We start from the raw sequence: 13,486 nt of genomic DNA on the forward strand, positions 1-13,486 counted from the left end.
TCCGCCGACGTCAGGGTGCTTCGGCACCGTCGCGGAAGCCGTACAGATCCATCGTCGCCTCACCGTCCCGGATGCGACGCAGATAGTCCGCCTCCTTGGCGACGCGGCGCCGCGCGGAGTCGAGCGTGGCGGCCACCTCGTCGCGAGGGAGGACCACCACGCCGTCCGTGTCCCCCACCACCAGATCGCCGTGGCGTACCGGGACCCCACCCACCACGGCCGGGACGCCGAGGCGGCCGGGGTCGTGCTTGGCGGTGCGGCGGACCGAGATCCACCGGGAGAACACCGGGAATCCCAGCTCGGCGAGGCGGTCCACATCCCGCACCCCGCCGTCGATGACCAGGCCGGCCACGCCGCGCACCTGCGCGGCCACCGCCAGCACCTCCCCCCAGAAGCCGTGCGGCGCGCCGCCGGCGTCCACCACCGCCACCTCTCCGGGGGAGATCCGCTCCAGCATGCGGTGCAGCGGCAGGTTGTCGGCGGGGTGCAGGGTCACCGGGTAGGCGGGTCCGGCCAGCCGCGCCCCCGGCCAGGCCGGGCGGATCGCCGGGTCGAGGGCGCAGTCCAGGCCGGAGGCCTCGTACAGGGTCGCGGTGCCGTGGGCGAGCGCCTCCGCAGCGCCGTCCGGCTCCGGGCTCATGTCCCGCTCCGCTGCAGCAGGTGGTACCCGTGGCGGGCCCGCGCGTCGCCGAGGCTGCCGCATCGCAGGGCGAGGGCCAGGATCTCGTCCTCGCGGGCGGCGATCTCCCGGGCGGCGGCGGTCACCGCCTCCACCCGGCCCCACGGCACCACGACGACCCCGTCGTCGTCCCCGATCACCAGGTCGCCCGGGCGGACCTGGACGTCGCCGAGGGTGACGGTGCCGCCGGTCTCCACCACCTCCACCCGGTCCTTGCCCGTGCGCATGAACCGGCCCCGGCTGAAGATCGGGTACCGGCGGCCCAGCGCCTCCCCGGTGTCGCGGCACACCCCGTCGATCACGGTGCCCGCGATGCCCCGGTGGCAGGCCACCGCGGTGAGGATGTCGCCCCACACCGTGCAGTCGGTGCGGCCCCCGTTGCTCAGCACCGCGACCTGACCGGGGCTCATCTCGTCGATGTAGTCGCCGACCGTGCCGGGCTCGGCGCCGGCCGGGGCGTAACGTACGGTGTACGCCCGGCCCGCCAGCCGCTGTCCGTCGGCGATGGGGGCGATGCCGTGGGCGGATCCGGGCAGGCGGAGCCGGTCGAGCGCGTCGGAGACCGTGGCGGTGCCGAATGCGGCGAGTTCATCGGCCGGGTTCACCGGGTGGCCTCCTCGAACGAGGTGTCGTGCATGACGTCGACCACGGACATCCCTTCGTCGATCTGCCGGATCATCCGGCGTTCGCGGGCCGCGAGCCGCTCGGCGATGTCGAGGACCTCCTCCGCCCGGTCGGAGGGGATGAACACGACGCCGTTGACGTCGGCGAGCACCAGGTCGCCGGGAGCCACGGTGACCCCGGCGAAGGCGATCGGCACATCCCACGCCTCCTGGACGATGCGCCCGCGGGCGGTGACGGGTACGGCCGTCCGGCCGTAGACGGAGAAGCCGAGGTCGTGGGCTTCGCCCACATCGCGCGCGGCGCCGTCCACGACGACGCCTTCGATGCCTTTGCGGCGGGCGGCGGCGGACAGGATGCCACCCCAGGAGGAGACGTCGGTCCGCCCCTGGTTGTCGATCACCAGGATGTGGCCGGGGCCTGAGGCGACGATCGCCGGGGTGGCCAGATGGTGTTCGGGGTTGCTTGTGGTCTTTGGTCCGATTTTGATGGTGACTGCTGTTCCGGCGATGGTCCGGGTCGCCGGATGCAGGGGTTGGATGCCCGTCGTCGCACCCGGCAGTCCCAATGCGTCGAGCGCATCGGAGACCAGGCAGGTGTCGAGGGCAAGGAGGCGGGGAGTCATCTGCTCTCCTTGATTCAGACGTATAAAGATATAATAATCAGATAGCTACATCACGGTGTCAACGGAGAGGCCGCCGAATGGAACGTTTCGATCACTTCATCGACGGGGAGTCCCGGCCCTCGGCCGACGGGCGCGTCTTCGCCTCCGTCAACCCGCACACCGAGGAGCCCTGGGCCGAGGCGGCCCTAGGCGGCCCGGCCGAGGTCGACGCGGCGGTCGCCGCCGCCACCCGGGCCTTCGAGGAGGGCCCTTGGCCTCGGATGGGGACGGGGGAGCGGCGGGAAATCCTCTACCGCCTGGCCGAGCTCATGGTCGAGCACAAGCGGGAGTTGGCCGAGTGCGACACCAGGGACATGGGCAAGCCCATCTCGCGGCTGCTCCAAGGCGAGGTCGCGGGCGCGGCAAGCAACTTCCGGCTGGCCGCGGACGAGGCCGATCTGGGGCATGCGGAGACCTACCCCAAGGACGCCAACCACCACATCTACACGCAATACGCACCGGCGGGGGTCGTCGCCGCGGTGGCTCCGTGGAACTTCGCCCTCACCATGGGCTCCTGGAAGGTCGCCGCCCCGTTGGCCTGGGGCAACACCGTCGTCCTCAAGCCCGCTGAGCAGAGCCCCGGCTCGGCTGCCCTCATGGCCCGCCTCGCCGCGGAGGCGGGCATGCCGCCCGGCGTCTTCAACGTCGTCCACGGCTTCGGCCCCGGATCGGCCGGGGGCCACCTCGTCGCCCACCCGGGTATCAGCCGCATCACCTTCACCGGCTCCAGCGGTGTCGGCGCCGCCATCTCGCGGGTCGCCGCCGACCGGCTCGTCCCGGTCACCCTGGAATGCGGCGGCAAGGGGGCGGGGCTGGTCTTCGACGACGCCGATCTGGATCTGGCCGTGCCCACCTGCGCTCGCGCCATCTTCTCCAACTCCGGTCAGGTCTGCCTGGTCACGAGCCGGCTCTACGTGCAGCGCGCGATCTTCGACGAGTTCGTGGCGCGCTTCGTGGCGCAGGCCGAGACGCTCACCGTCGGCGACCCCATGGATCCGGCCACCGACCTCGGCCCGGTGGTCAGCAGGGAGCAGCACGACAAGATCTGCGGCTACCTCGACTCGATCCCGCAGGACGGCGGGAAGATCCTCACCGGAGGGCGCGGCGACGGCCTCTACATCAGGCCCACCGTCGCCGTCGGCCTGCCGCCCACGGCCCGGGCCTGCCGGGAGGAGATCTTCGGGCCCGTGGTGTGCATCGCCCCCTTCGACACCGAGGCGGAGGCGGTCGCCCTGGCCAACGACAGCGACTTCGGACTCACCGCGGCCCTCTACACCAAGGACCTGCGCCGGGCTCACCAGGTCGCCGAGCAGGTCCGATCCGGCACGGTCTGGGTGAACACCTGGGGGATCCGGGAGCGGCGCGCCCCGTTCGGCGGATACAAGCTGTCGGGCGTCGGCCGGGAGGGCGGCCACTTCCACCGTGACTTCTTCACCGAACCCAAGGCGATCGTCATGCGATACTAGTTACATCTAATATTCATATGTTAGCGGTGCAGGTCGGCCCGCTGAAGGAGGAAGACGACGTGGATGCGGCTCAATGGAAGCCCGTCCGAGGCAGCAGGGTCTCCGAGGACGTTATCCACCAGATCCGCGAGGCATTCTTCAACGGACTCCAAACGGGCGACTGGCTCGGCACCGAAACCGAGCTGGCCGAGCGCTTCGGCGTCTCGCGGATCACCATCCGGGACGCCGTCCGCACTCTGGAGGCGCGCGGCATCGTCGACGTCAAGGTCGGCGCCCGCGGTGGGCTCCGCATCGCCGCAAGCGATCCCGAGCGCTTCATCGACGCGCTCGCCGTCCAGCTCCACCTGATGGGGGTCACCTTCAGCGAGGTGATCGAGGCTCAGTGCGCCATCGAGCCGGTCGCCGCCGCGATGGCCGCCCGGCAGGCCACCGCCGAGCAGTTGGAGAAGGTCGCCACCGCCATCGCGAAGTCGGAGGAGGCGGTGGGCGACCCGAAGCTGTTCACGGAGTGGAGCCTGCAGTTCCACATCGCGGTGGCCGAGGCCTCCGGGAACCGGGCGCTGCACGCGATGCTCATCGCCCTGGCCACCATGCAAAAGCCCAAGATGTCGCCCCGGGCCAGCGAGTGGCGGGCCCGCCGGGTGCTCAAGGTGCACCAGGAGATCTACGCGGCGATCGTCGCCGGTGACGAGGACAAGGCCCGCACGCTCATGGACGACCATGTCCGCAACGTGCGCAAGGAGCACCCGGAGGCCCCGCTGCTCTGATCCCGCGATCCTCGGCCGGCACGGCGGGGGAGCCCCTCCGGTGAGGAGGGGGTGTTCGGGCTCCGTGAAGGCGCCCGGCCGTCCGGCCGGGCGCCTTTCCCGTGGGCGCCCGCAGGCGGGGCTTCGCATCCTCCGGGGTGCGCGCGCCACGCCAGGGGCTCTCGTCCCGGGCTCGCCGCAGGGCTTGTCTCCACCATAGGTGCATATCTATATTAACATCATACTATTCGCCCTTTGGAGGAGTGAGGCAATGGCGCCTTTTGTCATCCGCCCCCACAGCCGCCTGCACGAATGGGTCGCACAAGAGCGCGGCTACTTCGCCGACGAGGGCCTCGAGTACGTCTTCGAGGTCGGCGTGCCCGAGTCCTGGTCCGGTGGATCCGTGCGGAGCAGGCCGCGCGAGCGCAGGCGCGGAGCCTTCGAGAGCTTCGCCGAGGGCCGGTCCTGCGACGTCAGCTCCGCCTGCCACTGGGCCGTCAACCACGCCCAGTCCCAGGGACACGGCCGCATGTACGACAAGGCGTACTCGGTCACCCCGGCCGCGATCTACGTCCCGGCCGACTCCCCGGTGCGCCGCCCCGCCGACCTGGCAGGCGTCCCCGTGTCCGTCGGCTACCACTCCGGCAGTCACTTCGCCGCCCGGCAGGTCATGGAGGCGTTCCTCGATCCGGCCGACATCACCCTCGACTTCGTCGGTCTTCCCCTCGACCGGCTCACCGCCCTCGTCGACGGGACCTCGCCCGCCGCGCTGATCTGGGGTCCCGGGCAGTACCTCCTGGAGCAGAACGGCTTCCGCCGTATCGCCGACGCCACATTCATGATCGGTTTCTTCTTCACCGAGGACGTCAACGAAGAAGATGTGGAGAAGTACTTCCGCGCCCTGCGCCGCGCCCAGATGGACATCGACCTCCACCACCAGCGCTACGCCCACCACCACCTGAAGCAGTTGCCTGAACGCCTGCACGGCCTCGCCGACGTCCGCGCCTTCGGCCAGGGGGAGAGGATCGTCTTCCTGCCCTACACGCGCGAGACCTTCGACGAGACCCGGAACTGGATCCAGGCCAGGGACTTCTTCGCCGACACCGCTGAGGAAACCGTCTGATGAAACCATTCGCCTCGTCCGCCGACCTCGACGTCAAGGAGCAGACGCTGGAGGTGCTCGCCGACGGCGTGTACGCGCTGACCGCCCAGGGCGACCCCAACGTCGGCGCCGTCGAGGGTGACGACTTCGTCGTGTGCTTCGAAGCCCTCGCCACACCGGTCGCCGCCGCCGACTGGCTGGCGGGGCTCCGCGAGCACACCGACAAGCCGGTCAAATACCTGGTGCTCTCGCACTACCACGCGGTGCGGGTGCTCGGCGCCTCGGCGTTCGAGGCGAATGTCATCATCGCCCACGAGAACACCAGGGCCCTGATCGCCGAGCGGGGGCGCCAGGACTGGGAGAGCGAGTACGGGCGCATGCCCCGCCTGTTCCGCGACCCTGAATCCATCCCCGGCCTCACCTGGCCGCACGTCACCTTCGGCAGCCGGCTCACCATCGACCTCGGCAGCCGCGGGCCGCTGCACCTGGAATACCTCGGGCGCGGCCACACCGAGGGCGACATCGTCGCCTGGCTTCCCGAGCAGCGTGTCCTCTTCGCCGGAGACCTCGTCGAGTCGCAGGCCGCCCTCTACACCGGCGACGCCTTCCACCGGGACTGGGCCACCGGCACGCTCGACCGGCTCGCCGCCCTCGACGCCCACACCCTCGTCGGCGGGCGCGGCGCCGTCGCCCGAGGCCCGCAGGAGGTCGCCGCCGCCGTCGCCCAGACCCGGCACTTCCTCGACACCATGCGGACGGAGGTGGGCGCGGTGCACGCCGCGGGCGGCACCTTGAAGGAGGCGTTCACCAACACCCACGGCGTCCTTGAACCCCGGTACGGCGCCTGGCCGATCTTCGAGCACTGCCTGCCGTTCAACGTCTCCAGGCTCTGGGACGAACTCGACGGCGTCGAACGTCCGCACATCTGGACCGCCGCCCGTGACCGCGCCGTCTGGGAGCAGCTGCAGTCATGAGCCGAACGCCCGCTCCGGTGGTGATCGTCGGAGCGGGGCCGGTCGGCCTGACCGCCGCTCTGCTCCTTGCCCGCCTGCACGTACCCGCCGTCATCCTCGAAGCCGGGTCCGCCCCCGACACGGTCGGCTCCAAGGCCATCTGCTTCCAGCGCGACGTCCTCGACATCCTGCACCGGGCCGGCGTCGCCACCGACATGATCGCCGAAGGCGTCACCTGGACCACCGCCCGCACCTATCACCGAGAGCGGGAACTCTTCGCCCGCACCTTCCCCGCGGGGTCCGCCGCGGGCGACGGCCCACCTCCCTGGATCAACATCTCCCAGGCCCGGGTGGAGGCCCTGCTCCGTCGGCAGGTGGCCGCCCATCCTCTGGTCAGCCTGCGCCACGACCACCGCGTCACCGCTCTCGTCCCCGGCGACGGTCACGTCACCGTCCACGTCTCCGGCCGGTCCGGCGGCATCGTCGCGAGCCACGTCGTCGGCTGCGACGGCGCCGCCTCCACCGTCCGCGACCTCATCGGCCTCCCCATCACCGGCCGTACCTTCGACGACCGCTTCCTCATCGCCGACATCCGCACGGACCTGCCCTTCGCCAGCGAGCGCCGCTTCTACTTCGACCCGCCGTGGAACCCCGGACGGCAGGTACTCGTCCACCACTGCCCCGGCGGCGTCTGGCGCATCGACTGGCAGGTCCCCGCCGACTACGACCTGGAGGAGGAACGGGCCACCGGCGCCCTCGACGAACGTATCCGGCGCATCACCGAAGGGCGCCCGTACAGCATCGAATGGCTCAGCGTCTACCGCTTCCACCAGCGCCTGGCCGACTCGTTCCAGAAGGGACGCGTCTTCCTCGCGGGTGACGCCGCCCATCTCTACGCCCCCTTCGGCGCCCGCGGCTGCAACTCCGGAATCCAGGACGCGGAGAACCTCGCCTGGAAAATCGCCTTCGACCGTCGGGGCCACGCCGGGGAGCACCTCCTGCCCAGCTACACGGCCGAACGCCGTGACGCGGCCCTTGAGAACCTCCGCGCCACCGGCGCCACGATGGAATTCCTGGTCCCGCAGACCGAGGAGCAGTGGGAACGGCGCAACCGGACCCTGCGCGAGGCCCGCACCGACCCCGCGGCCCACAGCCGCGTCGACTCCGGCAGACTCGCGGAACCCCACTCCTACGCCTCCTCCCCGCTGACCACTCCGGGTCCCGGGGCCGGCGACCTCCACCCGGACCTGCCTCTCCCCGGCGGCCGGCTCCGCACCCGGCTGGGTCCCGGCTTCACCGTGCTCCTCGGCGGGACCTTCGCCGGCGTCGCGGACGACTCCCGCGACGGGGCGCTCACCGGGGAGATTCACCAGGCCGCCGCCGGCATCCCCGTCACAGTGATCCACAACCCCGGCCAGGAGGCCGACGTCCACGTCATCCGAGCCGACGGCCACCTGGCCGCCACCCTGCCCGCCTACCGCCCCACGGCTCTGGCCACCGTCCTGCGCCGCACCGCGGGCCACCCCTCCACCGTGGAGGAGTAGCACACCGCCGCATGTCCGGGCCGACCCGTTCCCGGAACGCCCCGCTCCGGCAGACCGCGGCCGGACCCGGGAACGGGAGAGCCGAGCGTCACCAGCGGGCTTTCTGCGCCCGGGCCTCGTACAGCAGGATCGAGGCCGAGACCGAGACGTTGAGCGAGTCGGCGTACCCCAGCATCGGGACCCCGAGGCGGTCGAACCCGTGCTCGTACCAGGGCTTGGAGACGCCGTAGCGCTCACTGCCGACCACGAACGCGGTCCGGCCCCGGTAGTCCGCCCGCCGGTAGTTCACACTCTCGTCGGTGTCGGCGAGGTACACGGTGAAGCCCCGGTCCTTCAGCCAGGCGATGGCCGCACCGGTCTCCGTGAACTCCAGGTGCGGCACCCGGACGCTCATGCCCTGGCTCCCGCGGACCACTTTGGGGTGGCTCATCCGGGTACGCCGGTTGGTCATGATGAGCAGGTCGGCCCGGCAGGCGTCGAGGGTGCGGATGAGGGTGCCCAGGTTGCCGGGGATCTCGATCCCGTCGGTCACCAGGACCAGGGCGGACGGGCCGAGCGTGATCTCGTCGGGGTGCCACTCCGGCATCCGGGCGAGGCTGATGATGCCGTCCGGGTTCCCCCGCTCGGCCATCCGCAGGAGCGTCTTCTCCGAGACGCGGTACGGCCGTCCGGCCCGCTCCGCCAGCTCTTCGCTGCGTTTGCGCGCCTCATCGGAGTGGATCAACTCCGGGCACCAGAAGAACGTGTCGACGTCCAGCCCGGTGTCGAGGACGACGTTGTTCTCCCAGAGTCCCTCGGCGACCAGCAGCTTGAAGCGGTTGGGCGCCGTGTTGTTCTGGATCGACAGGACGTGTTTGACGGCGGGGTGCCCCATACCGATCTGCTGTAGCTCCATGGCAACGGCAATGCTAGCCGGAGCCCAGCAGCTCGCACGCCTGCAGCGCGATCTCCCGCTCCTCGTCGGTGGGGACGACCAGGACGGCCGTCTCGGCGCCCGCGGGGGAGATCTCCCGCTCCGCCGGGCCCGGCGCCCGGTTCCGCTCCGGGTCGACCGCGACGCCGAGCCGCTCCAGGCCCGCCAGGGACTTCTCCCGGGTGTCGGCGTCGTTCTCGCCCACGCCCCCGGTGAACACGATCGCGTCCACCCGTCCGAGGACCGCGAAGTACGCGCCGGCGTACTTGCGGATCCGATGCCGGTACACCTCCAGCGCGAGCACGGCCGCCGGGTCACCCTGGGCCGCGCGGCGCCGTACCTCCCGCATGTCGCCGGCCCCGGCCAGGCCGAGCAGCCCGCTCTCCCGGCTCAGCGCCCGGTCCACCGCCTCGGGGGTGAGCCCGGCGCTCCGGCACAGGTACGCGGGGATCGCGGGGTCCAGGTCGCCGGAGCGGGTCCCCATCACCAGGCCCTCCAGCGGGGTCATCCCCATCGAGGTGTCCACGCTCCTCCCGCCGTCGATCGCGGCGGCGCTGGCCCCGTTGCCCAGGTGGAACACGATGAGGCGGGTCGACTCCGGGGGACGCCCGAGCAGGTGGGCCGCCCGCCGCGAGACGTAGGCGTAGGAGGTGCCGTGGAAGCCGTACCGGCGGACGCCGTGCTCGGTGATCCAGTCCGGCGGGACCGCGTAGGTGTAGGCGGCGGGGGGCATGTTCTGGTGGAAGGCGGTGTCGAAGACGGCGACCTGGGGGACGCCGGGGAAGATCCGCCGGGCGATCCGGATGCCGACGAGGTTGGCCGGGTTGTGCAGCGGGGCGAGCGGGACGAGCTCCTCGATCGCCTTGACCACCCGGTCGTCGATGAGGACGGGCGCGCTGAACCGGGAGCCGCCGTGCACGACCCGGTGGCCGACGGCGGTCAGGGTGATCCGGGACAGGTCGGGGCCCCACTCGGCGAACGCGTCCAGGATCGCCGCCATCGCCGTCTCGTGGTCGGGGCGCTCCAGCCGTTTCACCGACCGCGCGCCGTCGCCCGCGGTGTGGGTGAGCAGGCCCTCCCCCTCGCCGAGCCGTTCCGCGAGGCCTTCCGCGTGGCGCTCGCCGGATCGCCCGTCCAGGAGTTCGTACTTGACGGTGGACGAGCCGATGTTCAGGACGAGGACCGGGGCGCTCACGTCCGCAGACTACCCGGACGGGTTGGGGCCGGAGGTCCCCGGAGCCGGGGACGTTTGGCCGGTGTGTTGAACATCGCCCGGTTGTTCGATGGAGACATCGAGAGAGGGGATCGGACATGGCCGGACGAATCAGTGTCGCGGTGGACGGGTCCGCGTCGGCGGGGGCCGCGCTGGACTGGGCGGTCGACGAGGCGTCGCGGAGACGGGCCGCACTGCGGATCGTGCACGTCGGCGCGGTGTGGGAGGACCTCCAGGTCCCGATTCCGGTCGAGCCTACCTATCGGGAAGCCCTGCAGTCGTACGCCGAGGGTGTCCTGACCGAGGCGGTCGAGCGCGCGGAGAAGCGCGCCCCGGGCCTGGAGACGACCACGGCGCTGCTGACCGGTCCCGTGGTCGACGCGCTGCGCGGCGAGTCCGTGGGCGGTGAGGAGCTCGTGCTCGGCAGCCGGGGGCTCGGCGGCTTCACGGGGCTGCTCCTCGGCTCGGTCGCCCTCCGGGTCGCCGGACACGCGGAGGGTCCGGTGGTGGTTGTCCGCGGTGGGGAGGGGCGGACGACGTACGGGGAGGTCGTGGTCGGTCACGACGGCTCGCAGAACGCCCAGGCCGCGCTGGAGTACGCCTTCGAGGCGGCGCGGCTGCGCGGGGCCCGGCTGCGCGCCGTCCACTCGTGGCAGATCCCGATGTTCTCCTCCTACGCGGTGCTGTACCCCGGCCCGATGGACGAGATCTCCGAGGCCGCCGAGCAGGCGTCCGAGCGGCGTCTGGCTCCCTGGCGGGAGCGGTATCCGGAGGTCGCGGTGGTGGAGTCGGTGGTCTGCGGGCACCCGGTGGCGGAGCTGGTCGAGGCGTCGGAGGAGGCCGACCTGGTCGTCGTGGGCTCCCGGGGCCTGGGCGGTTTCGGCGCGGCGGTGCTCGGCTCGGTGAGCCACGGCGTCCTGCACCGCGCCCACTGCCCGGTGGCCGTGGTGCGACCCCGGCACTAGCCCGTACCCCGCGGCAAATTCCGGCCAAAGGTCCTGTCATGAGAGGGCTTTCGACCGCATTTGCGGACTCCGATCAGTGATCTCCTCACAGATATGGACAGTGGTGTGGAACCCCCTTCCCCCGGATTGGCCGACGAGCAGGCGGCGCGGCTGCTCGCCGAGCACGGCCGCAACGAGCTGCCGCGGGCCAAGCCGCCCACCCTCGCGCGCCGCGCCGCGCGGCAGCTCGCCGACCCGCTGTCGATCCTGCTGCTGATCGCCGGCCTGGTCACCCTGCTCGTGCTGCGCGAGGTGCCGGAGGGCCTCGCCATCGTGGCGATCCTCGCGGTCAACGTGGTCATCGGGGTGAGCCAGGAGGTCAAGGCCGACCACGCCGTCGCCGCGCTGCACACCCTCACCGCGCCGATGGCCAAGGTCCGTCGTTCGGGGACGACCCGGCGCGTCCCGGCGGCGGAGGTGGTGCCCGGGGATCTGATCGAGGTCGCGGCGGGGGACCGGACCCCGGCCGACGCCCGGGTCCTGACGGCGCACTCCCTCGCCGTCGACGAGGCGATGCTCACCGGGGAGTCCCAGTCCGCGCAGAAACGGGCGGACGGGGCGACCGGCCCCGGCACCCCGCTCGGCGATCGGACCGGGGAGCTGTTCTCCGGGACGCTGGTGGTCCGGGGCTCGGGGACCGCGGTCGTGGTGCGGACCGGCGCGGCCACCGAGATGGGGCGGATCGCCTCCTCGCTGGAGGCGCGGCCCCGCGGCCCGCTCGACGTGGAGCTGGGGCAGGTGTCCCGGCGGATCGGCGTGATCGCGGTCGTCGCGGCCGTCCTGATGATCCTTATGGGCCTGACCAGGGTCGTCCAAGGCCAGGCCACCCTGATCGACATCGTGCTGGCCGGGGTGGCGCTGGCCATCGCCGCCGTTCCGGAGAGCCTGGCCGCCGCCGTCACGACCGCCCTCGCCCTCGGCTCGCAGCGGCTCGCCAAGCTGGGCGTGATCGTCCGCAGGCTCACCGCGATCGAGGGGCTCGGCGCGACCACCGTGATCGCCAGCGACAAGACCGGCACCCTCACCACCGGACGGCTCACCGTGGTCGACGGACTCGCCGCCCCCGGGGCAGGCCGGGACCGGACGGCGCTGCGCCTGGCCGCGCTGCGCTGCAACGACGCCCACGACGGGGTCGGCGACGCGGTGGACCTGGCGCTGCTCGCCGACGCCGAACGGCACGGGGTACGGCTGCCGCCCGGGGAACGACGCGTGGCGAGCCGGCCCTTCGACGCCGAGACCCGGTCCATGGCGGTCGTCACGACCGGCGGCGGGGGCGTGCCGCTGACCACGGTCAAGGGCGCCCCCGAGACGGTGCTCGCCCGCTGCGTCCCCGATGACGCCGCCCGGCGCCTCGCGGACGCCGTACCCGGCCTCGCCCTGCGGGGACTGCGGGTCCTGGCCCTCGCGGAGGGGCCCGGGGACGACCTGGACTCGGGCGGGCTGCGGCCGCTCGGCCTGGTGGGACTGCGGGACGAGGTACGGCCGTCGGCCGGGCGGGCCATCGCGGACTGCCGAAGGGCGGGCATCCGGGTGGTCATGGTCACCGGGGACCACGGCGACACCGCGCGGGCGGTCGCCGAGGAGGTGGGGATCGACCCCGACCCGGTGGTGACGGGTTCGGCCCTGAGCGGGCGCGACCGCGACGACCTGCTCCGCCGGGCCGGGGTGGTGGCCCGGGTGGATCCGGCCACCAAACTGGACCTGGTGCACGCCCTCCGGGGACACGGCGAGGTCGTGACCATGACGGGGGACGGGGTGAACGACGCCCCCGCGCTGCGCAACGCCGACGTCGGGGTGGCCATGGCGGGGGAGGAGGGGACCGACGTCGCCCGGGAGGCCGCGGCGGTGGTCGTCACCAACGGCGAGCTCGGCACGATCGTGACCGGGGTCAGGGAGGGCCGCAGGCTCCACCACAACGTCTCGTCGATGATCGGCTATCTGCTGACCGGGAACCTCGCGGAGATCATCCTCGTGCTCACCGGCCTGATCCTCTGGCCGGACCTCATCGTCCCGCTCCTGCCGGTGCAGCTGCTCTGGATCAACCTGGTGCTGGACGGGATTCCGGCGATCGCGCTGGGGGTGGACCGGCCGCCCGGCGATCCGCTGAGCCTGCCGCCCCGCCGGAACGGCCTGCTCTCCCGCGACGTCCTGGTCACCGTCACCGTGCGGGCGCTTTTCGTGGCCGTGCTGGTCATCCTGGCCGTCGAGGTGGCCCGGCGGATGGGGTGGACCCCCGAACAGGTCCGCACCCAGGCGGTTCTCGCGCTGGTGTTCGCCCGGTTGACCCTGGCCTATGTGGTCCGCGCCCGCGGGCGCACCTTCGAGCCGGGCTGGTGGCGGGGGAGGACCCTGGCCGTGGCGGTCCTGGCCGCGGCGCTGCTCCAGACGCTGGTGACGGTGGTTCCGGTGCTGGGGACCCCGCTGGCGCTGGCGCCGATCCCGCCGCTCGGCTGGGCCATGGCGCTGGGGGCGGCGCTGATCACCCCGTTCGCCTGCGACGCGTTCCGGCTGGTGCCCGCGCTGAACCGCTGGGATCGGGCGGCGGTGCCGCCGTCCGATGGGGGACGGCGGCACCCGTGAC

12 protein-coding genes are annotated in these 13,486 nt (G+C 72.3%); 7 read left to right on the forward strand and 5 right to left on the reverse strand.

Features of this window, described 5'->3' with window-relative positions:
- Window positions 1-10: 10 nt before the first annotated feature.
- From RUR_RS22620 to RUR_RS22630, 3 genes are read right to left on the reverse strand one after another with little or no spacing between them, the layout of a single operon-like run.
- Complete coding sequence (locus RUR_RS22620; RefSeq protein WP_283137160.1) at window positions 11-640, reverse strand: RraA family protein; 630 nt, start codon at window positions 638-640, stop codon at window positions 11-13.
- The gene (locus RUR_RS22625) at window positions 637-1,284 is read right to left on the reverse strand and encodes an RraA family protein (protein ID WP_283137161.1); all 648 of its coding nucleotides are present in this window, start codon (window positions 1,282-1,284) and stop codon (window positions 637-639) included. Before RUR_RS22625 ends, RUR_RS22620 begins: the two co-directional genes overlap by 4 nt.
- A complete protein-coding gene (locus RUR_RS22630; protein ID WP_283137162.1) occupies window positions 1,281-1,925 on the reverse strand; it encodes an RraA family protein in 645 nt (214 codons plus the stop codon). The genes RUR_RS22625 and RUR_RS22630 overlap by 4 nt, the downstream gene beginning before the upstream one ends.
- 77 nt (window positions 1,926-2,002) lie before the next feature.
- Here RUR_RS22630 and RUR_RS22635 point away from each other — a divergent pair, with 77 nt between their 5' ends.
- The 5 genes from RUR_RS22635 to RUR_RS22655 all read left to right on the forward strand — a co-directional run bounded on the left by RUR_RS22635 (window position 2,003) and on the right by RUR_RS22655 (window position 7,775).
- Window positions 2,003-3,430 (forward strand): aldehyde dehydrogenase family protein, encoded by a 1,428-nt coding sequence (locus RUR_RS22635; RefSeq protein ID WP_283137163.1) that lies wholly within the window; start codon window positions 2,003-2,005, stop codon window positions 3,428-3,430.
- Between the two features lie 17 nt (window positions 3,431-3,447).
- On the forward strand, window positions 3,448-4,197 hold the full coding sequence (locus RUR_RS22640; RefSeq protein WP_283137164.1) for a FadR/GntR family transcriptional regulator: 750 nt from the start codon (window positions 3,448-3,450) through the stop codon (window positions 4,195-4,197).
- Between the two features lie 250 nt (window positions 4,198-4,447).
- The gene (locus RUR_RS22645; protein ID WP_283137165.1) at window positions 4,448-5,299 is read left to right on the forward strand and encodes an ABC transporter substrate-binding protein; all 852 of its coding nucleotides are present in this window, start codon (window positions 4,448-4,450) and stop codon (window positions 5,297-5,299) included.
- Window positions 5,299-6,252 carry an MBL fold metallo-hydrolase gene (locus RUR_RS22650; RefSeq protein ID WP_283137166.1) on the forward strand — a complete coding sequence of 318 codons (954 nt, stop codon included), beginning with the start codon at window positions 5,299-5,301 and terminating at the stop codon, window positions 6,250-6,252. The genes RUR_RS22645 and RUR_RS22650 overlap by 1 nt, the downstream gene beginning before the upstream one ends.
- On the forward strand, window positions 6,249-7,775 hold the full coding sequence (locus RUR_RS22655) for an FAD-dependent monooxygenase (protein WP_283137167.1): 1,527 nt from the start codon (window positions 6,249-6,251) through the stop codon (window positions 7,773-7,775). The genes RUR_RS22650 and RUR_RS22655 overlap by 4 nt, the downstream gene beginning before the upstream one ends.
- Window positions 7,776-7,863: 88 nt before the next feature.
- On the opposite strand, the gene RUR_RS22660 is transcribed toward RUR_RS22655, so the two are convergent.
- Together RUR_RS22660 and RUR_RS22665 are read right to left on the reverse strand one after the other, a co-directional pair.
- Window positions 7,864-8,670, reverse strand: coding sequence for a TrmH family RNA methyltransferase (locus RUR_RS22660; protein WP_283137168.1), 807 nt, complete (start codon window positions 8,668-8,670; stop codon window positions 7,864-7,866).
- A gap of 13 nt (window positions 8,671-8,683) precedes the next feature.
- Window positions 8,684-9,883, reverse strand: a complete 1,200-nt coding sequence (locus tag RUR_RS22665; RefSeq protein WP_283137169.1) for an acetate/propionate family kinase — start codon at window positions 9,881-9,883, stop codon at window positions 8,684-8,686.
- Window positions 9,884-9,999: 116 nt separating this feature from the next.
- On the opposite strand from RUR_RS22665, the gene RUR_RS22670 reads away from it, so the two are divergent.
- Window positions 10,000-10,866, forward strand: a complete 867-nt coding sequence (locus tag RUR_RS22670; RefSeq protein WP_283137170.1) for a universal stress protein — start codon at window positions 10,000-10,002, stop codon at window positions 10,864-10,866.
- Between the two features lie 93 nt (window positions 10,867-10,959).
- Window positions 10,960-13,485, forward strand: a complete 2,526-nt coding sequence (locus RUR_RS22675; RefSeq protein WP_283137171.1) for a cation-translocating P-type ATPase — start codon at window positions 10,960-10,962, stop codon at window positions 13,483-13,485.
- The last annotated feature ends 1 nt before the right edge of the window (window position 13,486 follow it).

It is taken from the genome of Rhizohabitans arisaemae, assembly GCF_025996515.1.
Classification (GTDB): Bacteria; Actinomycetota; Actinomycetes; order Streptosporangiales; family Streptosporangiaceae; genus Rhizohabitans; species Rhizohabitans arisaemae.